Consider the following 25,496-nt stretch of genomic DNA (forward strand, 5'->3'; position numbering starts at 1 on the left):
CCTTCCGCCTGACCGGGAGCGGCTCAGACCACCTGGTGGAGCCAGCGGACCGGGGCGCCCTCGCCCGCGTGGCGGAAGGGCTCCAGCTCGTCGTCCCAGGGCTTGCCGAGCAGCGTGGAGATCTCCGTCTCCAGGTGGCTCTCGCCGCGCGCGGAGCGGGCGAGGGCGGCGCGCAGCCGGTCCTCGGGGATCAGGATGTCGCCGTGCAGTCCGGTGACGGCGTGGAAGATGCCGAGGTCGGGGGTCGAGCTGTAGCGCTCCCCCTCGGCCGTCGGGCAGGGCTCGGCCGTCACTTCGAAGCGCAGCAGGTGCCAGCCGCGCAGCGCGGAGGCGAGTTTCGAGGCGGTGCCCGCCTCGGCCTGCCAGGAGAACTCGGATCTCCAGGTGCCGGGGGAGGCCGGCTGCCTGATCCAGTCGAGGTTCACCCGCACCCCGAGAACACCCGCAACAGCCCATTCCACGTGCGGGCAGAGCGCGCGCGGCGCGGAATGCACGTACAGAACTCCACGTGTCGTCACCGGGACCTCCAGTGTGGGACGAGGTCGGGAATAAACTCCAGAAAACGGACAGTATGTGACGAGATGTAATGTAACGGAAATGATCTGACATTGCGTCGCGGGACCTGCGGCCGAAACGCCACGGGAAAAAGCTACCGTGCGCCAGGGGTCCCGGTGTGACGTACGGTCGCTCAGAACCCCCGTGGACACAGAGCATTCACTCAGCAGGACGCCCCCGCAGGACGGGGGGCGACGAGGGAGGGACCACCCCGATGGGCACCACCGCTCCGCGCCGACGCACCCGCCGGACCCTCGCGGCGGCGGTCGCGACGGCCGCCCTGCTGGCAGGGGGCACGACGGCCTGTGAGGGCGGCGGGCCGGGCAGCGAGAGCGGCCGGGGGGCGCAGGCCGGACCACGCTGGAACACCGCCCCGAAGTCCATCGCCGCCGTGGGTGACTCCATCACCCGGGGGTTCGACGCCTGTTCGGTGCTGGCGGACTGCCCGGAGGTCTCGTGGGCCACCGGGGCCGACCCCGAGGTCGACTCCCTCGCCACCCGGCTGCTCGGGCAGGCCGATGCACCCGCGAACAGCTGGAACTACGCGGTGACCGGGTCCCGGATGGCGGACCTGGCGGGCCAGCTGGCCTCGGCCGCCGAGCACAAGCCCGACCTGGTCACGGTGATGGTCGGCTCGAACGACGCCTGCCGGCCCACGACTTCCTCCATGACCTCGGTCGCCGCCTTCAAGGACGGCTTCGAGAAGGCCCTCGCCGTCCTGCGGGCCGCGTCCCCCTCGACCCAGGTGTACGTGTCCTCCGTGCCGGACTTGCAGCGGCTGTGGGAGCAGGGCAAGGACGCCCCGATGGTCCGGCAGGTGTGGAAGCTCGGCATCTGCCAGTCGATGCTGGCCGAGCCGCTGTCGTCCACTGAGGAGGCGACGGCCCGGCGGGAACGCGTCCGGGCGCGCGTGGTCGAGTACAACGAGGTGCTGCGCAGCGTCTGCGCGAAGGACCCGCTCTGCCGCTACGACGGCGGCGCCGTGTTCCAGTACCCCTTCGGGGCCGAGCAGTTGAGCCGCTGGGACTGGTTCCACCCGGGCAAGGCCGGTCAGGCCCGGCTCGCGGAACTCGCGCACCGGCAGGTGACGGCGCCCGAGCTGCCGCGCTGAGTTCCGGCGGCATCGGCGGCAGGGCCGGGGCGAGAGGACCGGCGGGGGCCGTCAGGGGCCTCCACCGGTCCGGTTCAGGGGTGATTTCCGGCCATTAGACGTGGAGAGTGGCCGTCAGCCGCGTGTCGCCGTGCGCACGGCTCGCCCGGACCTCGTATCCGCCGCCGACGCGGCGCCAGGAGCCGGCGCTCTCGTCCCAGACCTCGAAGGACCGGTCCGGCAGGGTGATCTCCAGCTCGACGCTCTCACCGGGGCCCGCGGCGACCGGTGCGAACCCCGCCAGCCAGCTCGCCGGGCGCCCCGCGTCGTCGGCGAGCGGCGCCAGGTAGAGCTGGACGATCTCCCGCCCGGGCCGGGCGCCCGTGTTGGTGAGCCGCACCCGCGCCACCGACCCGGTGACCTCCAGCGCCTCGTACGCCCATTCGGTGTAGCCGAGGCCGTGCCCGAACGGGTAGGCGGGCTTCACCCCCCGGGCCTCGTACGCCCGGTGCCCGATGAGGAGCCCCTCGCGGTACTCCAGCCGCCCCTCGCGGGGGACGACCTCGGTGACGGGTGCGTCGGCGAGCGCGGCGGGCCAGGTGGTGGGCAGCCGGCCGCCCGGCTCGGTCTCCCCGAGGAGTACGTCGGCCAGCGCGGCGCCGCCCTCCTGCCCGGGGAACCAGGTGAGCAGCACGGCGGCCACGTCCGCGCGCCAGGGCAGTTCCACGGGGGAACCGGCGTTGACGACGACCACGGTGTTCCGGTTCACGGCGGCGACGGCACGGACCAGGTCGTCCTGGCGCCCCGGCAGCCTCAGGTCCTTGCGGTCGAAGCCCTCGGACTCGACGCGCTCGGTGGTGGCGACGACGACCACGGCGGTATCGGCGGCCCGGGCGGCCTCCACGGCCTCCGCGATCAGCTCGTCCGCGTCCCGCCGGGGCCCCAGGTGGAGCAGCGAGAACATGATCGCCTTGAGCGGCAGGGCGCTCACGTCGGGCACCTGGAAGGTCAAGGACACCTCGACGGGCTCCCCCGCGGTCAAGGTGGTGCGGGTGCGTTCGCTGGGGGCGCCGAAGAAGGCCTCGAACGGGTCGGCCTCCTCGCCCATCCGCTGGACGCCCTCCCAGAGCGTGCGCCCGTCCACGGCGAGGGCGAAGACGCCGAGCCCCCGGGTGCCGAAGGCGTGCTCGCCGCTCTCGCGCGGCACGAACGTGCCGGTGACCTCGATGCTCGCCATCGTCTCGTACGTGGCGCCGGCCGGGAGGTCCTCGCCGATCCACTGCACCTGGCCGGACGGCAGGCTGCCTTCGCCGAGGACGGCGCCCGAGGCGTCGCGGCAGATCGCGCGGAGCTCGAAGCCCTTGTCGGCCGGGACGAGCTCCTCGCTGGGGTCGGCGCCGACACTGAACGTGAGCGACCCGGCGGGAAGCGCGGCTCCCAGACCGTCGAGCGGGGAGACGACCCGCTCGGGGAAGACCGTCGCCGAGCCGCCGCCGAGGACCCGGGCGTCGCGGGCTGCGGCGCCGACCAGGGCCACCGTGCGGCCGGGCGCGGTGTCGAGCGGCAGGGCGCGCCGCCCGCCGGACGCGGGCTCGTTGCGGACGAGCACGAAGCCCCGGGCCGCGATCTCCCGGGCCAGCGCCTGACCGTCGATCCCGGCCGGAGGTTCGGTGACGGCGGCGGGCGCGCCTTCCAGGGCGCCGACGCGGGCGGCGAGGCGCAGGACGTTGCGCACGGCGCCGTCCACCGCCTCCGGCGGGACCTCCCCGGCGCGGGCGGCTCCGGCGAGGGCGCTGCCGTAGACGGTGCGGGGGCCGGGCATGGCCACGTCGAGGCCGCCGAGGAGGGCGCCGGTGGTGGAGCGTGCGGCCATCCAGTCCGAGACGTTGCACCCGTCGAAGCCCCACTCGGCGCGCAGCACCTCGTTGACGAGGTGCCGGTGCTCGGTCATGGACGAGCCGTTGACCTGGTTGTAGGCGGTCATGATGCCCCAGGGGCGGGCGTTCTTGACGATGGCCTCGAAGGGCGCGAGGTACAGCTCGCGCAGGGTGCGCGGTGCGATCACGTCGTCCACGGTGAAGCGGTCGGTCTCGGCGTCGTTGCCGACGAAGTGCTTGACGGTGGTGGCCACCCCGCCGTCCTGCACTCCGCTGACGTAGCCGGAGCCGATGGCGCCGGTGAGGTACGGGTCCTCGGAGTAGCACTCGAAGTGCCGGCCTCCGAGTGGGGACCGGTGCAGGTTGACGGTCGGGGCGAGGAGTACGTGGACGCCCTTGCGGCGCGCTTCCTGGGCGAGGAGCCGGCCGGCCCGGCGGGCGAGCGCGGGGTCCCAGGCCGCGGCGAGCGCGGTCGGGGAGGGCAGCGCGACGGACGGGTCGTCGGCGGTCCAGCGCACGCCGCGCACGCCGACGGGACCGTCGGACATGACCAGGGACGCCAGCCCGATCTCGGGGACGGCGGGCAGGGACCACATGTCCTGACCTGCCAGCAGACGGGTCTTGGTGTCGAGATCCAGCTTGTCGAGCGCGGCCTCTACGGCGTCTTCACGGGCCTGATCGGCATCGGTCACGGCCGTGCCTCCTCGTCGGGTGGGTGCGGTGGGCGGCGCGGTGCGGTGCGGTGCGGTGCGGTGTGCCCATCGTGGACCCGTTCCCTGTAGAGCGGTAGGTCTCGTGATGTTCTTGTGATATCAGCATGCCGTACGGTCCTGCTGGCGGGGCAGGGTGCGGACGGGAAGGGGTGCCGGGGCGATGGCCAGGACGAGGAGCGAGGAGCGGCGCGGCGAGATCGTGCGCGCCGCGGTCGAGGTGATCGCCGAGCGCGGCTACCGGGGCGCGTCCCTGGGCGCGGTCGCCGAACGCGTCGGCCTGACCCAGCAGGGGCTGCTGCACTACTTCCCCACCAAGGAGGCACTGCTGGTCGCGGTGCTGGAGGAGCGCGACCGCTGGGACACCGGCGGCGGCTCGCGCGCCTCGGCGGACACCTGGCGGCTCGACCTGCTGGCCTCCCTCGTCGACTACAACGCGATGCGCCCGGGCATCGTGCAGACCTTCTCGGCGCTGCTGGGCGAGAGCGTCACCGACGGCCACCCGGCCCGGGAGTTCTTCACCGACCGCTACGCGCAGGTCCGCGCCGAGATGGCCGCGGTGCTGCGCGCCGAGTTCGGCGACCGCCTCCCCTCCGGCCTCACCCCCGAGGAGGCGGCCCCGCTGCTGACGGCGGTGATGGACGGCCTCCAGTACCAGTGGCTCCTCGCCCCGCAGTCGGTGGACATGCCCGCCGCGTTCCGCTCCTTCCTGACCCTGCTCCGCGGCCCGCAGGCGGCCCCTTAGCCGTGCCGCCCGGGCCGGGCAGCGGCTCGCGGACCGCCGCGAGCGGGGGGCGACGGCGACGGCCGGACGGCCCGGCGCCGCGCCACCCCCAGGTCGGCCCCGCGGACGGGGCTGACATCCTGGGGCGCGTGAAGATCGCCGCAGCCCAGCTCACCTGTGTACCCGCCGATGTCGCGGCCAACGTCGCCGCGGCCGCCGCACTGGCCGCCGCCGCGCGGGAGCAGGGAGCCGAGCTCGTGGTGTTCCCCGAACTCACCCTGACCGGCTACGAACTGGACGCCCTGGCCGGGGATCCGGGTCTGTGGCTGGCGGACTCCGACGACCCCCGGCTGGACCCGCTGCGCTCCGCCGGGACCGCCACCGCCGTCAACGTCGCCCTGCGCACCACGGGCCCGCTGCCCGCCCTCGCCACGCTGGTCCACGACACGGACGGCGCGCACGTGACGACGTACGCGAAGCAGCACCTCTACCGTCACGAACGGGGCGCCTTCGCACCGGGCACCGCCGACGGCCGCTTCACCCTCGGCGGGATCCGCTTCAGCCTCGGCGTCTGCTACGACAACCACTTCCCGGACCTGGCCGCCAGGGCCGCGGCGGACGGCTGCCGGGTGCACCTGGCGAGCTCGCTGTACGGGACGGGCGAGGGCGTCCGGGAGCGGGCCACCGTCCACCCGGGCATCGCCGGGGCCCACGGTATGTACGTGGTGCTGGCCAACCACGTCGGCCCGGCGGGCCCGTGGACCGGCTGCGGCGGCGCCGCCGTGTGGGCGCCGGACGGCAGCCTCGTGGCCGAGGCGGACGACCGTACGCCGTCCGTGGTGACGGCCACGATCGAGGCCTGACCGGCCGGCGCGCGGCCCCCTACCAGGACGGCGGCGGACCGAACTCCCCGGCGGGAGCCGCCTCGGGGGCCGTCTGCGAGGCCGTCTCGGCGTCCCCGGCGTCCTCCGCCTCGGCATCCGCCCCCATCAGGTGCCGCGCCATCAGCGTCGCCCCCGCCACCGCGCCCGGCATCAGGAACACCGCCACCAGCGGCACCAGGAACGCCAGGACCAGCGGCACGCCGAACCCGAGCGCCAGCGCCCGCCTCGCCCGCAGCAGTGCCAACTGCCCGCCGAGGTCAACACGGCGCCGCTGGAGGGCGACGGAGGTGAGCTCCTGGGTGAGGAAGTAGCCGGACACGCAGAACCCGATCGCCGGGACCACGGTCTGCCCGACCACCGGGACGAACCCGAGGGCGAAGAGCAGGATCCCGTAGAGCGCCACCCGCAGCAGCAGCCGCAGGCTGTCCCGGCCGGAGATCCACAGGTCCTCCCACAGCCCCCGCCCGGACTCCGGCACCTCGCCGCCTTCGGTCCTGTCGACCTGCTCGGAGAGGGACTCGTAGAACGGCTGGCCGATCAGCAGGGTCACGGCGGTGAAGGTGATCACCGCGAGGAAGAGCCCGAGGGCGAACACGAGGGCCGTCAGGAAGCCGCGGAACAGCCCGAGCCACGGGGAGGACCAGTCGTCGGCGAAGGGGGTGGCCCAGGCCGTCAGGTCGTCGGCGCCGAACCCGAGCCCGACGAGCGCGCCGGCGTACAGCACCAGCGAGACCAGCCCCGGCAGCAGGCCGAAGCCCAGCCAGCGGCCGTTGGCGAAGACCCACCGCTGTCCGGCGAGCAGGTACCGGAAACCCCCCACAAGATCACCCATGCGGCCCAGTTTACGGGCGAAGGCCGCACCCCCGGGGGAGTGCGGCCTTCGCTTCGGCTCCGCGGTGCGGACCGGACGGTCAGCCGGTCAGCCGGTCAGCCGGTCAGCCAGTCAGCCAGTCAGCCGGACGGTCAGCCGGCCCGTCGGTCAGACGGCCAGCTCGACCGTGATGTTGCCGCGGGTCGCCTTGGAGTACGGGCAGACCTGGTGGGCCTTCTCGATGAGGTCCTTGGCGGTGGCGGCGTCCACGTTCGGGATCGAGGCGGAGATCTTGACGATCAGGCCGAAACCGTCGTCGTTCTTGCCGATGCCCACCTCGGCGGTGACGGTGGAGCCGGAGACGTCGGCGTTCTCGTTCCTGGCGACGACCGCGAGGGCGCCCTGGAAGCAGGCGCTGTAGCCGGCGGCGAACAGCTGCTCCGGGTTGGTGCCCTCGCCGCTGCCGCCGAGCTCCTTCGGCGGGTTCACGACGACGTCGAGCTTGCCGTCGTGGGTGGCGACGCGACCGTCACGGCCGTTCTCGGCGGTGGCCACGGCGGTGTACGCGACGTCGGACTGCGTGATGGACATGAAAGTGGATCCTCCATATGAATCGCCGTGACTCGCGCCCACGATCACGACGGTGTGGAGTGAGCCTAACGGGTGAAGGAAACGATCATCTTTCCGGTGTTCTCGCCGCGCAGCATCCCGAGGAAGGCGTCGGCGGCGTTCTCCACGCCCTCGTGGACCGTCTCGTCGTAGCGCAGCTCACCGGAGCGCAGCCAGCCGGCCACGTCCTGGACGAACTGCTGCTGGATCCCCGCGTGGTCGCCGACGAGGATGCCCTGGAGTCGCAGCCGCTTGCCGATGACCTGCACGAGGTTGCGCGGGCCGGGCGCCGGCTCGGTGTCGTTGTACTGGGCGATCGCACCGCACAGGGTGGCGCGGCCGTGCACCTTGAGGGAGGAGATCGCGGCTTCCAGGTGGTCGCCGCCGACGTTGTCGAAGTAGACGTCGATGCCCTCGGGCGCGGCTTCCTTGAGCTGCTCGGCGACGGGGCCGTTCTTGTAGTTGAAGGCGGCGTCGAAGCCGTACTTCTCCGTGAGGAGCGTCACCTTTTCGTCCGAGCCGGCCGAGCCGATCACCCGGGACGCGCCCTTGATCTTCGCGAACTGGCCGACGAGGCTGCCGACCGCTCCCGCGGCGCCGGAGACGAACACGGCGTCGCCCTCCTTGAAGGAGGCGACCTCGAAGAGACCGGCGTAGGCGGTCAGGCCCGGCATGCCGAGCACGCCCAGGTAGGCGGAGAGCGGGGCGAGGGAGGCGTCGACCTTGGTGGCGTGCTTGGCGTCCAGCTCGGCGTACTCGCGCCAGCCGAGGCCGTGCAGCACGTGGTCGCCGACCGCGATGCCCTCGGCGGCGGAGGCGACGACCTCGCCGACCGCGCCGCCGTCCATCGGCTCGTCCAGCCGGAACGGCGGGACGTAGGACTTCACGTCGTTCATCCGGCCGCGCATGTAGGGGTCGACGGACATGTGGAGGTTGCGCACCAGGATCCGGCCCGGGGCGGGCTCGGCGTTCACCGGTACCTCGCGCAGGGCGAAGTCTTCGGCGACGGGCCAGCCCTGCGGGCGGCGGACGAGGTGCCACTCGCGGCTCACGGCGGGAATCTGGGACATGGGGTGCTCCTGAGGCATGAGGGAAAACGGAACCCGGCGGCAAATGCTTCACTACCTGAAACAACCATGCTCCTGGATATTTCATGTTGTCAAGTAAATGGGTACTCTAGATCCATGCCCAGTCGTCGCACAGACCCACTGACCCTTGAGGTCGTCGAGCTCATCGGCGACGTCGTGGCCCGCTACCACCAGGAGTACGAGCACGCGGCCGCCGGCCACCAGCTCACCGGCGCCCAGGCCCGCGTACTGAACCTGCTGTCCCTGGAACCGATGCCCATGCGCCGGATCGCGCAGAAGCTCAGGTGCGAGCCCTCCAACATCACCGGCATCGTGGACCGGCTGGAGTCCCGCGGCCTGGTCGAACGCCGGCCGGACCCGGCGGACCGCCGGGTGAAGCTGGCCGCCCCCACCGAGGAGGGGCTGCTGACCGCGGACCGGCTGCGCGAGTCGCTCGACTTCGCGCGCGAACCGCTGGCGGGGCTGTCCGACGCCGAGCGGGGGATGCTGCGGGACCTGCTCAGGCGGATGCTGGGCTGAGCCTCAGCGGCCGGGCCCCGCTAGCAGAAGATGAACCAGCACGTGGGCTTGGGCTTCTTCGTCGGGGTGGGCGTGGGCACCGGCGCGGGGGGCTTCGTCGTACCGGAGGTGCTGGGCGCGGGCTGTCCCGGCTTGGTGGGTCGTACGGATGACCCCGACCCGGAGGCGGTGGGCGTCGGCCCCGGTTCCCCGGAGGCGGAGGCGCTCGCCCCGGCGCCCGGCTGCGCGGACCCGCTCGGGGACCCGCTCGGCCCGGCGGAATTCTTGGCACTCGCGGGGGCCTTCGCGCCCCCGGCGCCCTTGCCGGTACCCGTCGCCCCGGAGTGCGGCCCGCCGCTCGGCGCGTCCGGTGCCGGCTCCGGCGTCTCGGGACCGACCTCGTCGGTCAGCTCGACCTTGGCGGCCCGGCCGCCACCCTCGTTGTCGGTCGTCATCCGGGCCAGGGCCACCGAACCGCCCGTGGCCAGCAGCAGCCCGAGCCCGACGCTGATCAGGGTCCGGCTGCCACCCCGGGCCGCGGCCCGGCCGCGCGTCCGGGACCGGCCGTCCACCGGCCCGGACAGCACCACGAGCGAATCGGCGTCGAGGTCGTCGGACTCGGGAGCGGAGCCGGGGGGCACGTCCTGGTGCTGCGGGTAGGCGGGGTAGGCAGGGTAGGCGGGCCCGGCATACCCGGCGTTCGAGCCGTACCCGGGATCGGCGTACGCGGGGTCGGCGTACGCGGTGTTCCCGGGGTCGGCGTACGCGGGGTCGGCGTACGCGGTGTTCCCGGGGTCGGCGTAGCCGCCGTGTCCCGCGTGCCCGGGGTCGTCGCCGCCCCCGTATCCCGGCGGGGCGTAGCCGGCGTCCTGCGTCCGGTGGTCCCGCATCGGCGCGAACCCCGGCTGCGCATGGCCGTGCTGCTCATGGCCTGGCGCCGCGGCGGATGCCGGCGGGGCGGGTATGAGGTACTCGGCCGGGGTCCCGCATCCGGCACACGCGAGCGCGCCGTTGAGGTACCTCTGGCAGGCGGGGCAGTAATTCATAGGGCCCGCAGGCTACGTGGTCGGCGGCAACAGCGGGATTCCGGGAACGTAAGGATCCTGTGTGGAATCGTGTCTTCCATGACCGCGACCCCGCCGGACCCGCACCCGGCCGCCGCCCCGGGGGCCTTCGGCCCGGCCGCCTTCCAACTGGTGCTGCTGCGAAGGATGGCGGACTTCCAGCCCGGCCTCGCCGAGCAGGCACGGCTGCGCCTGGGCGCCTCGCTCGCGGAGCAGCGTCAGGCGAACAAGCGCTGGCAGGCCATGGTCCGATCACCCCGGTCCCGCGGGGCGCTGGCCCGCTACCGCTCGGTGCTCGGTCCACCGGAGTCCACCGCACACCGGCGGATCGGCGACCTGGAGTGCGAGGCGCTGCTGTGGCCGGTGCCGCTCTGGCCCGACCTGCGCTTCGAGGTGTTGGCCGGCCCCGACGGCGCGGTGTGGAACGAGTGGCTCGTGCGGGCCCCGGGCGCGCGGGGGCCCGTACTGGAGACGGCGCGGGACCTGTCTGCCTGGTCGGCGACGGTGGACGAGGTGGCGCGGGCCTTCGCGCCGGTCCGCCCGATGGAGGGCACGGCCCCGACGCGGTGGCGGCTGGCCTTCGCCGCGTCGGGGGAGCCTCTGGTGGCGGAGTTCACCTACGGCCTCCTCCAGGAGGTCCGGCCGGGGACGGCCTGAGGCCCCGCCGGGCGGGGGCGGCCGCGGCCCCGCGAGGTTCGCGCCCCGCGCGGTTCAGGCCCCGTGAGGTTCAGGCCCTGCGCGGTTCGTGCCCCGCCCGGTTCAGGCCCCCGGTTCAGGACGCGAGGAAGGCCCGCACCCCGGCCGAGGTGGCGTCGTCGCCGAGCAGGTCGTTGTGTTTCAGGCAGCCCACCGCCACGTTGGTGGCCCCGGCCAGCGGGACGCTGGCGTCCGGGTTGACCACCTCGTCGCAGTCCGACCAGAAGGTGGCGTACGCGACCGCCCCCGGCGTCTCGTCCCCGGCGGCCAGGTTCTTCACCACGTACGACCCCGGCGTCATGTCCCGGCAGGCCTGGTCCCACAGGGCGCAGGCCCAGGCGGTGGAGGTGCCGTGGTTCGGGCCGGCGAGCGAGACCCAGTGGGCGACGGCGGCCGTACCGCCGCCGTACTTCACGTACCAGCGGCTGACGAGCGAGCCGAAGGAGTGCCCGACGATGTCCACCCTGGCCGCGCCGGTCCGCCCGCGGACCTGGTCGACGTAGGCACCGAGCTGCCCGGCGAGGACCTCGTTCACCGACTGGTGGGTGTCGTAACCGAAGGAGAAGAGGTCCGCGTCGGCGTACCCGTCGGCGCGCAGGTCCTCGCGCAGCGACCCCCACACCCCGGGATCGGCGTTGTAGCCGTGCACGAAGACGACCGGATTGCGGACGGCCGCCCCGGAGGCCGCCCGGGCCGGTGACGGCGCGAGGAAGGTGACGCAGAGGGTCAGGCAGAGCGTCAGGAGGGCCGGCAGTCCCTGGCGGGGCGTCAGCATCGGTTCCCCTTTACCTCGTTACGCGCCGGTAGCGCGGACAGTGCGCGCATCGTGGCGCCTGTCGGTACAGAAGACCACCCCTGTGCAGCACCGCCTGGCACACGTGACCCACCTCGGCCGGAGCATCCCAACAGGCGCGTGACCCTATTGACCCGAGAAGATATGAGTTGTCCGACCGGCAGTCGCCGGTCTTCTTGCGTCAGCGCTCTCGGAGGAATCTGCCGTGACCGTCAGTCTTGAGCAGTTGCGCCGCTGCCACGTCGCTGTCGACCTGGGGGCGGCCAGGACCCGCGTCTACGTGAAGGGCGCCGGCCTGGTCGTCGACGAGCCCAGCGTCGCCGCGGTGAACACCCGTACGGGGGCCCTCATCGCCGTCGGCACCTTCGCCGAACGGATGACGGGCCGTACGCCCGACTACATCCGGGTGGTGCGCCCCGTCTCCGGCGGCACCGTCGTCGACATCGAGATGGCGCAGCGGATGCTGCGTCACCTGCTCGGCGAGAAGCTGCGCCGCGCCCTGCGGCGCAAGCCCCGGCTGCGGGCCGCCGCCTGCACCCCGCACGACGCCGATCCGCTCGCGCAGCGGGCTGCGGTGGAGACGCTGGTCGGCCTCGGCGCCCGGCGCGTCGAGCTGGTCGACACCCTGATCGCGGCGGCCGTCGGCTGCGGCCTGCCCGTGGAGCAGCCGACCGCGACCATGATCATGGTGTGCGGGGCGGCGGCCACCCAGGTGGCGGTGCTGTCCCTGGGCTCCATCGTCACCGCCGAGCGGATCCCCGTCGGTGGGGAGGCCATCGACCACGCCGTGGTGCAACACCTGCGGCACGCGCACGAGCTGATGCTCCCCAGCCAGGCCGTCCGGCCGCTCCAGCTGGCGCTGCACGGCAACGGCATCACCGCCGAGGGCCCGGCCTCCACCCTCATCCACGGCCGGGACGTGGCCACGGGGCTGGCCCGCTCCGTGCAGGTGGACACCGCGGCGGTGCGCGACGCCATCCACACCCCGCTGACGGCGGTGCTCGACGGCATCGGCAAGGTGCTGCGGGACTGCCCGCCGGACCTGGTGGCCGACCTGACGGACCGGGGCATCATGATGGTCGGCGGCAGCGCCCTGCTGCCGGGCCTGGACCAGATGCTGCGCGACGCGACGGGGATGCCCGTCGCCATCGCGGAACGCCCCGACGTGTGCGCGGTGATGGGTCTGGGCGCGATGCTGGAAGGAAAGATCGCCCCGATGGTCCTCAACCCCTTGACCGAATGACGCCGCACGTATCCGACGACCCGGAACGCCGGTCCGGCCAGGACTCCGGCGCAGAGGTCCCGGCGAGCCTGCCCGTGCTGCTGGAGGCGGTGCTCGCCGTCGGGTCGCAGCTGGAGCTGCGCAGCACCCTCCAGCACCTCGTGGACTCGGCCGCCGACCTGTGCGCGGCACGCTACGCCGCGCTCGGGGTCGTCGACCCCGAGCGCGGCCTGCTGACCGAGCTGTTCACCTCCGGCCTGACCGCCGACCAGCGGGCCGCGATCCCCCGGCTGCCCGACGGCCGCACCGGGGTGCTCGGCGCGCTCGTCAGCGACCCCCGCCCGCTGCTGCTCGACGACCTGGCCCTGGATCCCCGTGCGGTCGGCTTGCCGCCCGGGCACCCCCCGGTGCGCGGGTTCCTCGGCGTACCCATCCGGGTGCACACGGAGGTCTTCGGGAACCTCTACCTCACGCAGAAGCGCGGCGGCGGCCGCTTCACCGACGAGGACCTGTCCCTGCTGCGCGTACTGGCCTCCCAGGCCGGGATAGCGATCGGCAACGCCCGCCTCTACGAGACCGCCCGCCGCCGGGAGCGCTGGATCGAGGGCGCCGCCGCGGTGACCACCACCCTGCTGGCGGGCCGCCCGGCGGCCGACGCGCTGATGTGCGTGGCGGACCGGGCCCGGCTGCTGGCGGACGCGATGGCCGGTGTGGTGCTCCAGCCCACCCCCGAGGGCGGCATGGAGATCGTCGCCGCCTCCACGCACGGCGACCCCGGTGACCTCGTCGGCACCACCATCGCCCCCGGCTCGGCGGTCCTGGAACAACTGCTCGGCGGGGAGGCGGTCTTCATAGAGGACTCGGCGACCGACCCCCGGATGACCACCCACGTACGGGAACGGTTCGGCCCGAGCATGATGCTCCCGCTGCAGAGCGGCGGCCGGCTGATCGGCACCCTCGCCCTGCCGCGGGCGCGCGGCGGACGCCCGTACGACGCCGTGGACCGGCTGCTGGCCTCCCAGTTCGCCTCCCAGGCCGCGCTGGCCCTCGTACTGGCGGACGCACAGCACGACCGCGAGCAGCTGGCCGTCTACGAGGACCGCGACCGGATCGCGCGCGACCTGCACGACCTGGTGGTCCAGCGGCTGTTCGCGACGGAGATGATGCTGGAGAGCACGAAGAAGCGCTCGGCGTCCGCCGCGACCGGGGACACGGTCGGCGCCGAACTCGGGCGGGCCGTGGACGAACTGGACTCCACCATCCAGGAGGTCCGCACCACGATCTTCGCGCTCCAGCAGCCCCCGACGGACGCCCCGACGACGTTCCGGGGCCGGGTGCTGCGCGAGACGGGCGGCGCGGCGGTGCTGCTGGGCTTCCAGCCGTCGGTGCACTTCACGGGGGCGGTGGACGCCCTGGTGCCCGAGCCGGTGGCGGGCGACCTGCTCTCCGCCCTGCGCGGCGCCCTGGCGGCGGCCCACCGTCGTTCCGGGGTCACCGCCATCGAGGTGAAGGTCGACGCGGTCCCCTCCCGGGTCCGGCTGACGGTCTGCGACGACGGACGGACGGAGTCGGGGACGCGGGGGACGAAGGTGACGTGGGTGTCGGAGCTCTAGCCGTCTCTCCGGCCCGGCGCCTCGCCACGACGGCGCGGCGACGGCTGGCGGCGCGGACCGCCTTCGTACCGAGGACGGCCCCTGCGCCGCCAGGGCGCACACGGCGGCGCCGAACCGCCCGAAGGCGAGCGCGCCCAGCAGCACCACACCGAGCAGGGACTCGGCGGCGTCGAGCGCGGCGCCCGTGCGGCCGGGGCCGCCCGGGGCCGCCGTACGGTACCCGCGCAGGGCCGCGTGGGCACCGAGCAGGCCGAGCACGCCGATCCCAGGAGGACCCAGCGGGCCCAGAGGGGTATCTCCACACCGCTGAACCTGGATCACCGGTCCGGCCGGGCGAACGCCGGGCCCGTGAACACCGGCCCGACTCTGGGCCCCGTGCGGATCAGGCCGTGCCGGGCCGGGTGGCGGCGCGCAGCGCGATCCGGGTGCTGGACTGGGCCACCCCGGCATCCCGCTTGAGCCGGCGCAGCAGCCCGTCGAGGGCGGCGGGGTCGGCGGCCCGGGCCCGTACGAGGTAGTCGTACTCCCCCGTCACGTGTACCACCTCGGTGATCCCGGGAAGCTTCGCGACCCGCTGCTCGAACTGCTCGTTGGTGGTGTCCTGGCGGAGCGTGAGGTCGATGAAGACGACCAGCCCTCCCCGGGTGTCGGCGGCCGGGTCGACGACGACGGTGAACGCGCGGATCACCCCGTCCCGCCGCATCCGGCGCACCCGGTCGGCGGTGGCGTTGGCGCTGAGGCCGACCCGGACGCCGAGGTCCCGGTACGAGATCCGCGCATCCTCCCGGAGGATCCCGAGGATTTCCCTGTCGAGGCGGTCCATCCCGCGATTCTCGCAGCCGGAGCCGATATTCGCGCCCTTCCGCCGGGTCGGGGCCCGAACCCTCTCCTCCATGAGCGAACTGATGACTCCGGCCTTCGCCGGAGCCGCCGCAGGCCTGGGCGTGGCGATGCCGATGGGCGCGATGAGCGTGCTGCTGATCCAGGAGGCGATGCGCCGCCGCCGGGTGGCGGTGGCCGCGGCCGCGGGCATCGCGGCGGTCGACCTCGGCTACGCCGCCGTCGCCACCGCCGTCGGCCCCTGGGCGGCTTCCCACATCTCCCCCGTCGAGGCCTGGGTCCGCCTGACCTCGGCCCTGATCCTCCTGGCCATCGCCGCCCACGGCCTCACCACATCCCGCCCCTCCCGACGCCGCACCTCCCCCCGGCCACCCTCCGAAACGCGGGACGACCCCCCGGCCTTGACGGCGATCGAGGCGCCGGGGCCCCACTCAACCCCGCCGGCGATCGAGGCGCGGGACCCCGGGACAGCGGCAGCGACAAGGGCGTTCGGACGGTACGTGGGACTCACCGCGCTCAACCCCACCACCGCCCTCTACTTCGCCGCCCTCACCACCGCCCAGGGCGCCACCCTCCGGACCGGCGCGGCCGGAGCCGCCTTCCTCGCCGGCGTCGCCGCCGCCTCGCTCCTCTGGCAGCAGACCCTCGTCGCCCTCGCCGCCCTCGCGGGCAGCCGGATCTCCGACACCACCCGCGCATGGACCTTCCGCCTCGGCTACGGACTCGTCGCCGCCTACGCGGTGAAGATCGCCCTCCCGCTCCCCTGAGCCCACCCGCCCGCCCCCCGGGGGCGTCCCCGATCCGCCTCTCCGGGGGAGCATCGTCGAAGCAACGCCGGCCGGGCGGGACCTTGACGCCACGACCTAGGCTGGCCGCGTGACGACGACCCGGCTCTCGGCCCGCGCGGCCATCGCCTCCGTGACCGACCCCGGCAGCTTCGCCGAACTCCCCGCCCCGCTGCGGGAGTCACCGCCCGACGGCCCCCTCGGCTGGACCGGCTACGACGACTCGCGCGCCCGCGCCGCCGAGCGGACCGGAGAGCAGGAGTCCGTCGTCACCGGCACCGCCCGCATCGGCGGTCACGAAGCGGCCGTGATCTCCTTCGAGTTCGGCTTCCTCGGCGGGTCCCTCGGCGAACGCACCGGAGACCGGCTCGAAGCCACGTACGCGTACGCCCGCGAGCACCGCCTCCCCCTCGTCTCCCTCATCGCCACCGGCGGCTCCCGCATGCAGGAGGGGATGCTCGCGCTGACCCAACTCCAGCGCGTGGCCCGCCAGTGCGTACTGACCCGGGCCGCGGGGCTCCCCCAGCTCGCCGTCCTGCGCGACCCCACCACCGGCGGCGGGTGGGCCACCCTGGGGGCCGGGGCCGACGTGGTCCTCGCGCTGCCGGGGGCGCAGGTCGGCTTCGCGGGCTCCCGGGTGCGCCCGGCGGACGCCGATCCGGCGGCCTACTCCGCGGAGGGGCAGTACGCCGCCGGTCACGTGGACGCCGTGGTGCCCGCCCCCGAGCTGCCCGGCGCCCTGGCGGACTGGCTCCGCGTGCTGACCGCGCCCCGCCCCGCCGGGCCCGTCGCACCCCCGGCCGCGCTGGCCGGCGTGGAGGAGCCGCAGACCGGCTGGGACGCCGTCCGGCAGGCCCGGCACCCCGGCCGCCCGCGCGCCGAGGCGTACCTGGACGCGTACTTCACCCTCCGCCTGCCCCTCTCCGGGGACCGCGCGGGCGGCACCGACCCCGGCATGCTGTGCGGGTTCGGGCTGCGCGAGGGACGGCCCGTCGCGTACGCAGCCCAGTGCGGCACCGCGACCCGCCCGGCGGGCTACCGTACGGCCGCCCGCGTCATCCGCCTGGCCGACCGGCTCGGCATTCCGGTGCTCACCCTGGTCGACACCCCCGGCGCGGCCAACGACGCCGCCGCCGAACACGCGGGCGCCGGCGCAGCCATCGCGGACACCTTCGCGGCGCTGGCCGGCGCCACCGTCCCCGTCACCACCCTCCTCATCGGCGAGGGCGGCTCGGGCGGCGCCCTCGCCCTGGCGGCGCCGGGGAACACCTGGGTCACCCCGGACAGCTACTTCTCCGTGATCGCCCCGGAACTGGCGGCGGCCATCCTCAAGCGCCCCCCGACCGCCGCCCCCGCCACGGCCGACCAACTGCGCATCCGCCCCCAGGACCTGGTGGCCCTGGGGGTGGCCCGGGGCGTGGTCGCCCCGGCGTCGCGCCCTTAGAAGCGCCTCGCGCCCTCAGGAGCGGCGCGGCAGCTTCACGTCCGCCGTGTACAGACGGGTGATCTGCTCGGGAACTCGTTGTCGTCGCCGGCCGGCAGCAGCCGGATCCGGCCGGTGCCGTCGTGGTGGGTGACGACCATGGCCTCGACGCCGGCGACCAGCGTGTGGCCGCCCGGCAGCAGGGTCAGCGACTCGCAGGTCGTGGTGAAGGCGGCTCGCCCCTGCGGCTCGAGGCGGAAGGCGTCCGGGACACCCCCTGCGCGACGGAGACGGGGTCCTCGGCCAAGGCGAGCTGTACGTCGTCCCGCACGAGGTGGAGCACTGGCCGGCCGCCGACGAGGAGACCGCGAGCCTCAGGTTCGAGCTCGGCGGTCAGGCCTGCGGGGACCGCGCGTCGTAGCGGGCGAAGCAGCGCCACCGCAGTGCGAGGAGCCCCAGCACCAGCACGCACGCGAGTCCTCCGCCCGTGACCGCCACGGCGGGGGAGGTCAGGTCGGCCACGGTGCCCGCGATGAAGTCCCCGAGCCGGGGGCCGCCCGCGACGACCACGATGAAGACGCCCTGGAGGCGGCCCCGCATCTCGTCCGGGGTGGCGGCCTGCATCATGGTGCTGCGGAACACCATCGAGACGGTGTCGGCGCAACCGGCCAGGGCCAGGAAGAGCAGCCCGAGCCACAGGTTCCGGGTCAGCCCGAAGACCGCGACGGCCAGCCCCCAGCCGGCCACGGAGATCAGGATCGCCAGCCCGTGCCGCCGCACGCGCCCCTGCCAGCCCGAGAACAGCCCGCCCAGCAGCGCCCCCACGGCGGGCGCGGCCACCAGCAGGCCGACCGTCTTGGCGTCGCCGCCGTACCAGAGCCCGGCGATGGCCGGGAACAGCGCCCGGGGCTGCGCCAGCACCATGGCGGCCATGTCGGAGAAGAAGGTCATCCGGATGTTGGGCCGGGTCCCGAGGAAGCGCAGGCCGTCGAGGACGGAGGCCCGGCCCCGGGTGCCCTCGGCGCGGTCGGGCTTCATCGAGGGCAGCCGCCACATCGCGTAGAGCGCGGCGAGGAAGGTGACGGCGTCGATCAGGTACGCGGCCTGGTAGCCCCACCAGCCGACGATCAGCCCGCCCAGCATCGGGCCGACCATCATCCCGGAGGTCATGGTCACGGAGTTCAGCGCATTGGCGGCGGGCAGCTGCTCCGCCGGCAGGAGCCTGGGGATCATGGCGGACCGCGCCGGCCCGGCGAGTGCCCCGCACACGGCCTGGAGCGCGACGACGGCGTACAGGAACCAGACCCGGTGGTAGCCGAGCAGCGCGGCCGCGGTGAGCGCGACGGACAGCCCGGCGGAGCCGAGGGAGCTGTGGAGGCCGAGCTTGCGCCGGTCCAGGGTGTCGGCGATGGCGCCGGCGTAGAGCCCGAAGGCGACGAGCGGGAGGAGCGCGAAGAGTCCGACGAGCCCGACGGCGAAGTTCGACCCGGTGATCTCGTAGACCTGGAGCGAGATCGCGAGGGCGGTCATCGCCTGCCCGAGCCACGAGATGGTGCCGCCGACCCACAGCCGCCGGTAGTGCACGGAGGTGCGCAGCGGGGTCAGGTCGGCGAATATGCGCCGCCGGGGGCGCGTGGGCGTGGGCGTGGTCGTATGGGGCACAGCGGATGATAACCACCGGCCCGCCGGCTCCCTCCGGCCCGTCCACGGCGTTCACACACCGGCAACAGTCGCCCCGCTCGCCCCCCGCTTCCCCGCGGCCCCGGTGCGGCTGGTTGTTTGCCGGTAACCCGCCATCCTCACTGGACATTTGACCGAATCGCCGTGCGCTACCCCCCGCGTGTTCAGCTCATGATGAAAAGACTCGTATGTCCAGGGAGGCGTAGTGATCGAACCTGGCAACAGCACCACGAGCACCGGCACCGAGCAGAACGCGGTGCGCACCACCGGCCCCCTCACCGTCGGAGTCGAGGAGGAGTTCCTCCTCGTCGACGCCCGTACCTTCCGGGTGGTCCCGGCCGCCCCGCTCGTCCTCGCGACGGCCGACGGGCTGCCCGGCGAACTTCACGCCGAGGGCACCCGCTACCAGGTCGAGATCTCCACCCCGATCGCCCGTTCGGCGGATTCGCTGCGCACGGAACTCGCCGCGCTGCGGCGCACCCTCGGCCGTGCGGCCCGCACCCACGGCTGCCGGCTGCTGGCCGCGCCCTCGCCGGTCGTGGCCGTGGAGAGTCCGCTGCACCTGACCGACGACGAGCCGCGCCAGCGCGAGCAGCACCGCCGGTTCGGCGCGCTCACCGACACCTTGGTCAGCTGCGGCCGCCACATCCACATAGGCACCCTCGACGTGGACACGGCGGTCGCGGTGTCCAACCGGGTCAGACCCTGGCTGCCGACGCTGATCGCGCTGGCCGCCAACTCGCCGTTCTGGGGCGGCCGTGACACGGGTCACGCCAGCTGGCGGGCGATGGCCTGGTCGGGCTGGCCCTCGGCGGGCCTGCCCCCGCACTTCGCGTCCACGGCCCACTTCCGGCGCTCGGTACAGACCCTGCTCGGCTCCGGGGCGGCGCTGGACACCAAGATGGTCTATTGGGACATGCGCCCCTCGGGGCACTGGCCGACGCTCGAATTCCGGGCGCCCGACATGTCCCCGGACATCGACGGAGCCGTCCTGCAGGCCGTGCTGGCGCGCGCGCTGGTGGCGACGGCCCTGCAGGAGGTCGCGGAGCAGCGCCCCGATCCACCCGTACGGGACGACGTACTGCGCCTGGCCCGCTGGCGGGCGGCCCACGACGGCCTGGAGGGCTTCGGTCTGGACCCGTACACGGGCACGGAACTCCCCGCAGCCGACCTGGCGGAGGCCCTGCTCGACCTGGTCGCCCCCGAACTGGCCGCCGCCGGCGACCTCGACCACGCGGCCAAGACCATGGCGTCCCTCCTGCGCGACGGCTCGGGCGCCCAACGCCAGCGCACGGTCTTCGCGCGCCGCCGGGATCTGACGGACGTACTGCGCCATCTCACGGACGAAACGGAGGATTTCTAGCCGGGCACCCCGTGCCCCGGGGAACACCGAAGCCGCAGGTGCACCAGGTCCTGCACCTGCGGCTCGCAGTGGGACGGCAGCCCAGCACCTGCCGGGCGGGCGGGGCGGTCTCGGACCGGGGCACGGCGCCCGCCCCGCGTCGCGCCCGTCCGGTCGACTGCGCGGCGGGTCGGCCCCTTCGGGCCCGTACGCGGCTGGAACCATGCGTCCATGGCATCCCAGGCAGGCACGGCCGAGAGTTCGGAGTCGGCGAGGTCGCGAATCGTCCTGCTGACGCTCGCGTCCGGTCAGTTCCTGATGGCGCTCGACAGCTCCGTCATGAACGTCTCCATCGCCACGGTGGCCGAGGACGTGGGCACCACGGTGACGGGCATCCAGGGCGCGATCACCGCCTACACCCTCGTGATGGCGATGTTCATGATCCCCGGCGGCAAGGCCGGTGCGCTGATCGGACGCAAACGCTCGTTCATGATCGGCTGCTGCATCTACGGGGTCGGCTCCCTCACCACGGCGCTCGCTCCGAACCTGCCCGTGCTGCTGCTGGGCTGGTCGTTCCTGGAGGGAATCGGGGCGTCCCTGATCCTGCCCGCGATCGTGGCGCTCGTCGCCGGCAACTTCGCCGTCGAACGCCGTCCCGCCGCCTACGGACTCGTCGTGGCGGCGGGGGCCGTGGCGATCGCGGTCGGGCCACTCATCGGCGGTCTCGCGACGACGTACTTCTCCTGGCGGTGGGTCTTCGCCGGGGAGGTCCTGGTGGTGCTCGGCATCCTCGTGCTCGCGCGCCGCATCGCGGACGCCCCGCTCGGTGAACGCCGGAGCATCGACTACGTGGGCGCCGTCCTCTCCGCGCTCGGGCTCGGGATCTTCGTCTACGGCGTGCTCCGGTCCGACGAGTGGGGCTGGTTCCAGCCGAAGCCCGACGCCCCCGCGTGGCTCGGGGTCTCCCTGACGACCTGGCTGATGCTGGCGGGTCTGGCGCTGGTCCGGCTCTTCCTCCGCTGGGAGGCCAAGGTCGTCGAGCGGGGGCGGGATCCCCTCATCGATCCCGGCATGCTGCAGAACAGGCAGCTCACGGGCGGCCTGACGATGTTCTTCTTCCAGTTCCTCGTGCAGATGGGCGTGTTCTTCGTCGTCCCGCTCTACCTGTCCGTCGCCCTGGGGCTGTCGGCGCTGCAGACCGGCGCCCGCCTCCTGCCGCTCTCGGTGAGCCTGCTTGCGGCCGCGACCCTGATCCCGCGCCTCCTCCCGGACGTCTCGCCGCGGCGCGTGGTGCGGCTCGGGATCCTCGCGCTGCTCGCGGGAGCGGTGGTCCTGATGGCCGCGCTCGACGCGGACGCCGGCGCGGAGGTCGTCACCATCCCCCTCCTGCTGGTCGGGCTCGGCATGGGCGCGCTGGCGTCCCAGCTCGGGTCGGTCACCGTGTCCGCGGTGCCGCAGGCGCAGAGCGCGGAGGTCGGCGGCGTGCAGAACGCCGTCACCAACCTCGGCGCCTCGATCGGTACGGCACTGGCCGGATCGATCATGATCGCCGCACTCACCACTTCCTTCCTGACCAACGTCGAGGCGAATCCGGCGGTCCCCGACAGCGTCACGAGCCGGGCGACCGTCCAGCTCCAGAGCGGCGCACCGTTCCTGTCCGACGCCCAGCTGAAGACCGCCCTCGATCAAGCCGGCGCGAGCGGGGAAGTGTCCAAGGCCGTGCTGGACGCGAACGCCGACGCCCGGCTCGACGGCCTTCGCGCGGCACTCGCCGTCCTGGCCTTCGCCGCGCTGATCGCCCTCTTCTTCACCCGGCGGATCCCGTCGGTCCAGCCGCGCTCGACGGAGCCGTAACCGCTGCCCGCGCGTGTGCGGGGTCCGTTCGGGGCGCGCAGCATGGAGGTATGGCTGTCATCCCGCCGGCACGGGCCCGCTCCGCGGCTGTCGCAGCCGTCCTGGCAGCTGCCCTGAGCGCCGTGCCGGGCGGCCCCGCCCATGCCTTCACCGGCGCCAACCACGAGGACATCACCCGGGCCGCACTGCCCTTCGAGCCCCTCACGCTGACCGCGATGGCCGACGCCCGCGACGGGGCGGTCAACGCCAACGACCACCGCCCCTACTTCGACGTCGGCCCCCTGCACTGCGACAACGCCGACTACCTCGCCCCCCGCCACGCCCCCGGCTACCCCCGCACCCGGGACGAGGCCACCACCGAGCTCCTCGCCTGCATCCGTACCTCCGTGGCCCGCTTCCGGAACGCCGTACGGGCCGCCGACGGCCTCGTCGACGCCGACGGCACGGTGCGCGCCGACCAGAGCGACCTCTCCTCCCCCTGCACGTGGGAGGAGAAGGCCGGGCGGGCCAAATGTGCCGTCCTCGAACAGCTCGGCCGAGGCTGGCACCAGATCGAGGACTTCTACTCCCACTCCAACTGGAGTGACCGGGCCGCCCCCGGCCCGATCGGCCTCGACAACCCGCCCGGCCTGGAGCGTACGGGCCTCGCACCGTTCCTCGACATCCGCCGCTACAGCGCCATGAAGGACGCCGACTGGACCCGGGAGGCACGGGAGCGCATCCCTGCGGACCTCGCCACCGGCTGCTACCCCGACTTCGACTCCACCGGTGTCAAACCCGCCGACTGCGACGGCCGCGTCTCCCACAACCGCGCCCTGAACAAGGACACGCCCGCATCCGCCCGTTCGAGGACCGGCGACAACTTCCACCGCGCGACGGCCGGGGCCACCGCCGAGATCACCCGCCAGTGGGACGACTTCAAGGCCGAGCTGCTCACGGCGTACCCCGGTCACGGGCGCGGCGAACGGATGGTCTGCGCGCTCGTCCACGACCACCCGGCCACCGCCTGCTCCTGACCGCCCGGAAATTCACCGCCCGGGAGTTCAGGCGGTGAGTTCGTAGAGGCTCCGGGCCACGGTCCACAGGCCGAGGAGGAGGCACGTGACGACGATCGCCTGTTCCGTGTGCAGTTCCAGCCATGCGCGCAGGCCCGTCAGGGCCTGCTGCGCCCGCTGCGGCGCGAACACCACGTACAGCTCCATGGTCAGCAGGGTGGAAGTGGCCAGGACGCAGAAGCCCAGGAGCGCCAGGTACGACTCCCCGTGGGAGAGGTCGGCCGCCACCACCGTGGTGGCGGCGAGGCCGACCATGCCCCAGGGCTGGAGGAGGACGGCGAGCGAGGCGGCGGACCACACCGTGACCTGGTCCATCCTGGAGGTCTTCGGCCTCTTGGACGCCACCGGCCGCCCCTCGTCCGCCGCGCCGTCGCGGGCAGCGGCCGTACGCCGTCGACGCCGCTTGCGCTCGCTGTACACGATCAGTCCGAGCCCGAGGACCACCTTGACCACGAGTGCGGCGGTGGAGGGCGGGGAGCGCGGCGGGGGCGGCTCCCCGTCGGTGAGGAGCAGCACGACGGCGATCACGGCCACCAGGCACGCGAGCCAGGCGAGGATGAACGCCAGCCCCTTCCGCACCCCGCGGGGGGCGGACACGACCACGACGAACGCCGCGATCGGCAGTGGGTAGAGCGTGATGACCAGGCCGATGACGAGCAGGTCAAGCACCATGGCAACGCATCCGGCTCATGCCGGGCACCATGGCGGCTCGTCCGCCTTATGCCGCGAGGATCTTGGCCTTGGCCCGCTCGAACTCGGCAGCCGTGATGTCGCCCTTGTTCTTGAGCTCGGCGAGCCGAGCGAGCTCCTCCGCCTGACTGGCACCTCCGGCGGTCTGCTGTACGTAGGAGCGGAACTCCTGCTCGCTGCGCTGGGCCCGGGCCAGCTCGCGTTCGCCCATCCCGCGACCCCGGGCGATCAGGTACACGAACACACCGAGGAAGGGAAGGACGATGACGAAGACGGTCCACCCCGCCTTGCCCCAGCCTCCCAGGTCGTCGTCGCGGAAGATGTCGCCGATGACCCGGAAGAGCAGCATGAACCAGAGGACCCACAGGAAGATCATCATCATGGTCCAGAACATGTTCAGCAGCGGGTAGTCCACGGCCAGGTCCAGCATCGACTCGTTCATGGCACGCCTCCGTTTTGACTGCGGGCACAGGCATCGCTCGCGGCGTCAGGCCGCTTGAGGAGCAAAGGGGAGCAGCTCGTCCCCTCCCGGCTGTACGACGCCGTAGCTGCTCTCCGGCACCTGGTTCCAGGCGCCGGGCAGATCACCGAGGGGCTCGGACACGATGAGGCGGGTCTCGTCGGACACGTCCTGCAAGAACGTCACGTCAGGGTGCAGCCTGCGCAGGGGCTCCACCCGGCTGCTGTAGAACAGTGACCTGGATTCGCCCTTGCTGGAGTAGCGGAAGGCCCAGACGCGCTCGCCGTCGGTCACGGCGACCGTCATCTGGAGGGGGAACTCCACACCCTGCTCGCGCCCGATGCGTTCCACGACCCCCGCCATCCGCGCCACGGCGCCGGGCGGGTCCTCGTCCAGGCCGAAGGTGACCGCGAGGTAGAACATCATCTCGGAGTCCGTCGTTCCCTCGATGTCGTTGAACAGCGCGGGGTCGACGAGCAGGAAGAGTTCCCGGCGCATGAGGTGGAAACCGGCGATGGAACCGTTGTGCATCCACAGCCAGCGGCCGTGCCGGAAGGGATGGCAGTTCGTCTGCTGGACCGCCGTTCCGGTCGACGCCCGGATGTGGGCGAAGAACAACGGGGATTGGACGTGGTCCGCGATCTCCCGCAGGTTGCGGTTGTTCCAGGCGGGCCCGATGTCCCGCAGGACCGCCGGTGTGCCGCCGTTCTCCGGGTACCACCCGACGCCGAACCCGTCGCCGTTCGTGGTCTCCACACCCAGTTTGGAGTGCAGGCTCTGGTCGATCAGCGAGTGCGCCGGCTTGTACAGGATGGTGTCGAGCAGGAGAGGCGTCCCCGAGTAAGCGAGCCATCGGCACATGGATGATCACCCGTTCCTCGTTGTCCCGCTGGGTCCGAAGGCCGTTCCCCGGCGAGAGCCGAGGAGGAAGCCGGCCGGACCCACCGGCATTCCCATGGTCTGCCCATCCCCTGGTGATCGCCACGCGGACGGGAGCGGGCCCGCAGGCGTACGGGATTCGGTCGCGCTGAGCGGGAAGTCGCAGGCGGCCCTCCGGGAACGGCCGGCCGACCGTGGCCGGCCGTGCGGACCACACGATCGGCCAAGTCCCGTGCGTGCTCCGGCCATAGGCC

The 25,496-nt window shown here is 73.4% G+C and carries 24 protein-coding genes; 12 read left to right on the plus strand and 12 right to left on the minus strand.

Annotated features, from left to right (window positions below; all coding sequences use genetic code 11):
• Nucleotides 1-23: 23 nt before the first annotated feature.
• Nucleotides 24-518, minus strand: a complete 495-nt coding sequence (locus tag OHA81_RS10750; RefSeq protein WP_329194978.1) for a DUF3145 domain-containing protein — start codon at nt 516-518, stop codon at nt 24-26.
• A 251-nt stretch (nt 519-769) separates the two neighbouring features.
• Between OHA81_RS10750 and OHA81_RS10755 the strand changes: the two genes are divergently transcribed.
• Entirely contained in the window at nt 770-1,666 is an 897-nt protein-coding gene (locus OHA81_RS10755) for an SGNH/GDSL hydrolase family protein (RefSeq protein WP_329194980.1), read from the plus strand.
• A gap of 94 nt (nt 1,667-1,760) precedes the next feature.
• On the opposite strand, the gene OHA81_RS10760 is transcribed toward OHA81_RS10755, so the two are convergent.
• Nucleotides 1,761-4,214 (minus strand): beta-glucosidase family protein, encoded by a 2,454-nt coding sequence (locus tag OHA81_RS10760; protein ID WP_329194982.1) that lies wholly within the window; start codon nt 4,212-4,214, stop codon nt 1,761-1,763.
• A 181-nt stretch (nt 4,215-4,395) separates the two neighbouring features.
• Between OHA81_RS10760 and OHA81_RS10765 the strand changes: the two genes are divergently transcribed.
• Nucleotides 4,396-4,977 carry a TetR/AcrR family transcriptional regulator gene (locus tag OHA81_RS10765; RefSeq protein WP_329194983.1) on the plus strand — a complete coding sequence of 194 codons (582 nt, stop codon included), beginning with the start codon at nt 4,396-4,398 and terminating at the stop codon, nt 4,975-4,977.
• A gap of 128 nt (nt 4,978-5,105) precedes the next feature.
• Entirely contained in the window at nt 5,106-5,819 is a 714-nt protein-coding gene (locus OHA81_RS10770) for a carbon-nitrogen hydrolase family protein (RefSeq protein WP_329194984.1), read from the plus strand.
• A 19-nt stretch (nt 5,820-5,838) separates the two neighbouring features.
• On the opposite strand, the gene OHA81_RS10775 is transcribed toward OHA81_RS10770, so the two are convergent.
• The 3 genes from OHA81_RS10775 to OHA81_RS10785 all read right to left on the minus strand — a co-directional run bounded on the left by OHA81_RS10775 (nt 5,839) and on the right by OHA81_RS10785 (nt 8,330).
• The gene (locus OHA81_RS10775; RefSeq protein ID WP_329194985.1) at nt 5,839-6,672 is read right to left on the minus strand and encodes an EI24 domain-containing protein; all 834 of its coding nucleotides are present in this window, start codon (nt 6,670-6,672) and stop codon (nt 5,839-5,841) included.
• A 147-nt stretch (nt 6,673-6,819) separates the two neighbouring features.
• Nucleotides 6,820-7,242, minus strand: coding sequence for an organic hydroperoxide resistance protein (locus OHA81_RS10780; RefSeq protein WP_329194987.1), 423 nt, complete (start codon nt 7,240-7,242; stop codon nt 6,820-6,822).
• Nucleotides 7,243-7,307: 65 nt separating this feature from the next.
• Nucleotides 7,308-8,330 (minus strand): NADP-dependent oxidoreductase, encoded by a 1,023-nt coding sequence (locus OHA81_RS10785; protein WP_329194988.1) that lies wholly within the window; start codon nt 8,328-8,330, stop codon nt 7,308-7,310.
• A 114-nt stretch (nt 8,331-8,444) separates the two neighbouring features.
• Between OHA81_RS10785 and OHA81_RS10790 the strand changes: the two genes are divergently transcribed.
• Nucleotides 8,445-8,867 carry a MarR family winged helix-turn-helix transcriptional regulator gene (locus OHA81_RS10790; RefSeq protein WP_329194989.1) on the plus strand — a complete coding sequence of 141 codons (423 nt, stop codon included), beginning with the start codon at nt 8,445-8,447 and terminating at the stop codon, nt 8,865-8,867.
• A 20-nt stretch (nt 8,868-8,887) separates the two neighbouring features.
• Here OHA81_RS10790 and OHA81_RS10795 read toward each other — a convergent pair whose 3' ends face one another.
• Nucleotides 8,888-9,736, minus strand: a complete 849-nt coding sequence (locus OHA81_RS10795) for a hypothetical protein (protein ID WP_329194991.1) — start codon at nt 9,734-9,736, stop codon at nt 8,888-8,890.
• Between the two features lie 234 nt (nt 9,737-9,970).
• Between OHA81_RS10795 and OHA81_RS10800 the strand changes: the two genes are divergently transcribed.
• Nucleotides 9,971-10,567: a hypothetical protein gene (locus OHA81_RS10800; RefSeq protein WP_329194993.1), complete on the plus strand. Its 597-nt coding sequence runs from the start codon at nt 9,971-9,973 to the stop codon at nt 10,565-10,567.
• Between the two features lie 115 nt (nt 10,568-10,682).
• Here OHA81_RS10800 and OHA81_RS10805 read toward each other — a convergent pair whose 3' ends face one another.
• Complete coding sequence (locus OHA81_RS10805) at nt 10,683-11,381, minus strand: esterase/lipase family protein (RefSeq protein ID WP_329194995.1); 699 nt, start codon at nt 11,379-11,381, stop codon at nt 10,683-10,685.
• 223 nt (nt 11,382-11,604) lie between these two features.
• Here OHA81_RS10805 and OHA81_RS10810 point away from each other — a divergent pair, with 223 nt between their 5' ends.
• On the plus strand, nt 11,605-12,642 hold the full coding sequence (locus OHA81_RS10810; protein ID WP_329194997.1) for a rod shape-determining protein: 1,038 nt from the start codon (nt 11,605-11,607) through the stop codon (nt 12,640-12,642).
• Nucleotides 12,639-14,234 carry a sensor histidine kinase gene (locus OHA81_RS10815; RefSeq protein ID WP_329194998.1) on the plus strand — a complete coding sequence of 532 codons (1,596 nt, stop codon included), beginning with the start codon at nt 12,639-12,641 and terminating at the stop codon, nt 14,232-14,234. Before OHA81_RS10810 ends, OHA81_RS10815 begins: the two co-directional genes overlap by 4 nt.
• Before the next feature lie 382 nt (nt 14,235-14,616).
• On the opposite strand, the gene OHA81_RS10820 is transcribed toward OHA81_RS10815, so the two are convergent.
• Nucleotides 14,617-15,057, minus strand: coding sequence for an Lrp/AsnC family transcriptional regulator (locus OHA81_RS10820; protein ID WP_329195001.1), 441 nt, complete (start codon nt 15,055-15,057; stop codon nt 14,617-14,619).
• A gap of 70 nt (nt 15,058-15,127) precedes the next feature.
• Between OHA81_RS10820 and OHA81_RS10825 the strand changes: the two genes are divergently transcribed.
• Nucleotides 15,128-15,841, plus strand: coding sequence for a hypothetical protein (locus OHA81_RS10825; protein ID WP_329195003.1), 714 nt, complete (start codon nt 15,128-15,130; stop codon nt 15,839-15,841).
• Nucleotides 15,842-15,950: 109 nt separating this feature from the next.
• Nucleotides 15,951-17,303 (plus strand): carboxyl transferase domain-containing protein, encoded by a 1,353-nt coding sequence (locus OHA81_RS10830; protein ID WP_329195005.1) that lies wholly within the window; start codon nt 15,951-15,953, stop codon nt 17,301-17,303.
• 372 nt (nt 17,304-17,675) lie between these two features.
• Here the strand turns inward: OHA81_RS10830 and OHA81_RS10835 are convergent, their stop codons facing one another.
• Nucleotides 17,676-18,944: an MFS transporter gene (locus tag OHA81_RS10835; RefSeq protein WP_329195006.1), complete on the minus strand. Its 1,269-nt coding sequence runs from the start codon at nt 18,942-18,944 to the stop codon at nt 17,676-17,678.
• A 223-nt stretch (nt 18,945-19,167) separates the two neighbouring features.
• Here OHA81_RS10835 and OHA81_RS10840 point away from each other — a divergent pair, with 223 nt between their 5' ends.
• From OHA81_RS10840 to OHA81_RS10850, 3 genes are all read left to right on the plus strand, one after another.
• Nucleotides 19,168-20,325: a carboxylate-amine ligase gene (locus tag OHA81_RS10840; protein WP_329195008.1), complete on the plus strand. Its 1,158-nt coding sequence runs from the start codon at nt 19,168-19,170 to the stop codon at nt 20,323-20,325.
• A gap of 210 nt (nt 20,326-20,535) precedes the next feature.
• Nucleotides 20,536-22,158, plus strand: a complete 1,623-nt coding sequence (locus tag OHA81_RS10845) for an MFS transporter (RefSeq protein ID WP_329195010.1) — start codon at nt 20,536-20,538, stop codon at nt 22,156-22,158.
• A gap of 50 nt (nt 22,159-22,208) precedes the next feature.
• Nucleotides 22,209-23,174, plus strand: a complete 966-nt coding sequence (locus OHA81_RS10850; RefSeq protein WP_329195012.1) for a hypothetical protein — start codon at nt 22,209-22,211, stop codon at nt 23,172-23,174.
• A gap of 27 nt (nt 23,175-23,201) precedes the next feature.
• Here the strand turns inward: OHA81_RS10850 and OHA81_RS10855 are convergent, their stop codons facing one another.
• From OHA81_RS10855 to OHA81_RS10865, 3 genes are read right to left on the minus strand one after another with little or no spacing between them, the layout of a single operon-like run.
• Nucleotides 23,202-23,885: a GAP family protein gene (locus OHA81_RS10855; RefSeq protein WP_329195014.1), complete on the minus strand. Its 684-nt coding sequence runs from the start codon at nt 23,883-23,885 to the stop codon at nt 23,202-23,204.
• A gap of 46 nt (nt 23,886-23,931) precedes the next feature.
• Nucleotides 23,932-24,345: an SHOCT domain-containing protein gene (locus tag OHA81_RS10860; protein WP_329195016.1), complete on the minus strand. Its 414-nt coding sequence runs from the start codon at nt 24,343-24,345 to the stop codon at nt 23,932-23,934.
• Nucleotides 24,346-24,390: 45 nt separating this feature from the next.
• A complete protein-coding gene (locus OHA81_RS10865; RefSeq protein WP_329195017.1) occupies nt 24,391-25,224 on the minus strand; it encodes a class II glutamine amidotransferase in 834 nt (277 codons plus the stop codon).
• Nucleotides 25,225-25,496: the final 272 nt, after the last annotated feature.

This window comes from Streptomyces sp. NBC_00667, from assembly GCF_036226825.1.
Lineage (GTDB): Bacteria > Actinomycetota > Actinomycetes > Streptomycetales > Streptomycetaceae > Streptomyces.

Coding starts and splice junctions, on each gene's coding strand:
- OHA81_RS10755 (WP_329194980.1), top strand. CDS start 770: ATGGGCACCACCGCTCCGCGCCGACGCACCCGCCGGACCCTCGCGGCG.
- OHA81_RS10765 (WP_329194983.1), top strand. CDS start 4,396: ATGGCCAGGACGAGGAGCGAGGAGCGGCGCGGCGAGATCGTGCGCGCC.
- OHA81_RS10775 (WP_329194985.1), bottom strand. CDS start 6,672: ATGGGTGATCTTGTGGGGGGTTTCCGGTACCTGCTCGCCGGACAGCGG.
- OHA81_RS10780 (WP_329194987.1), bottom strand. CDS start 7,242: ATGTCCATCACGCAGTCCGACGTCGCGTACACCGCCGTGGCCACCGCC.
- OHA81_RS10785 (WP_329194988.1), bottom strand. CDS start 8,330: ATGTCCCAGATTCCCGCCGTGAGCCGCGAGTGGCACCTCGTCCGCCGC.
- OHA81_RS10790 (WP_329194989.1), top strand. CDS start 8,445: ATGCCCAGTCGTCGCACAGACCCACTGACCCTTGAGGTCGTCGAGCTC.
- OHA81_RS10795 (WP_329194991.1), bottom strand. CDS start 9,736: ATGCGGGACCACCGGACGCAGGACGCCGGCTACGCCCCGCCGGGATAC.
- OHA81_RS10800 (WP_329194993.1), top strand. CDS start 9,971: ATGACCGCGACCCCGCCGGACCCGCACCCGGCCGCCGCCCCGGGGGCC.
- OHA81_RS10805 (WP_329194995.1), bottom strand. CDS start 11,381: ATGCTGACGCCCCGCCAGGGACTGCCGGCCCTCCTGACGCTCTGCCTG.
- OHA81_RS10815 (WP_329194998.1), top strand. CDS start 12,639: ATGACGCCGCACGTATCCGACGACCCGGAACGCCGGTCCGGCCAGGAC.
- OHA81_RS10820 (WP_329195001.1), bottom strand. CDS start 15,057: ATGGACCGCCTCGACAGGGAAATCCTCGGGATCCTCCGGGAGGATGCG.
- OHA81_RS10825 (WP_329195003.1), top strand. CDS start 15,128: ATGAGCGAACTGATGACTCCGGCCTTCGCCGGAGCCGCCGCAGGCCTG.
- OHA81_RS10845 (WP_329195010.1), top strand. CDS start 20,536: ATGGCATCCCAGGCAGGCACGGCCGAGAGTTCGGAGTCGGCGAGGTCG.
- OHA81_RS10850 (WP_329195012.1), top strand. CDS start 22,209: ATGGCTGTCATCCCGCCGGCACGGGCCCGCTCCGCGGCTGTCGCAGCC.
- OHA81_RS10855 (WP_329195014.1), bottom strand. CDS start 23,885: ATGGTGCTTGACCTGCTCGTCATCGGCCTGGTCATCACGCTCTACCCA.
- OHA81_RS10860 (WP_329195016.1), bottom strand. CDS start 24,345: ATGAACGAGTCGATGCTGGACCTGGCCGTGGACTACCCGCTGCTGAAC.
- OHA81_RS10865 (WP_329195017.1), bottom strand. CDS start 25,224: ATGTGCCGATGGCTCGCTTACTCGGGGACGCCTCTCCTGCTCGACACC.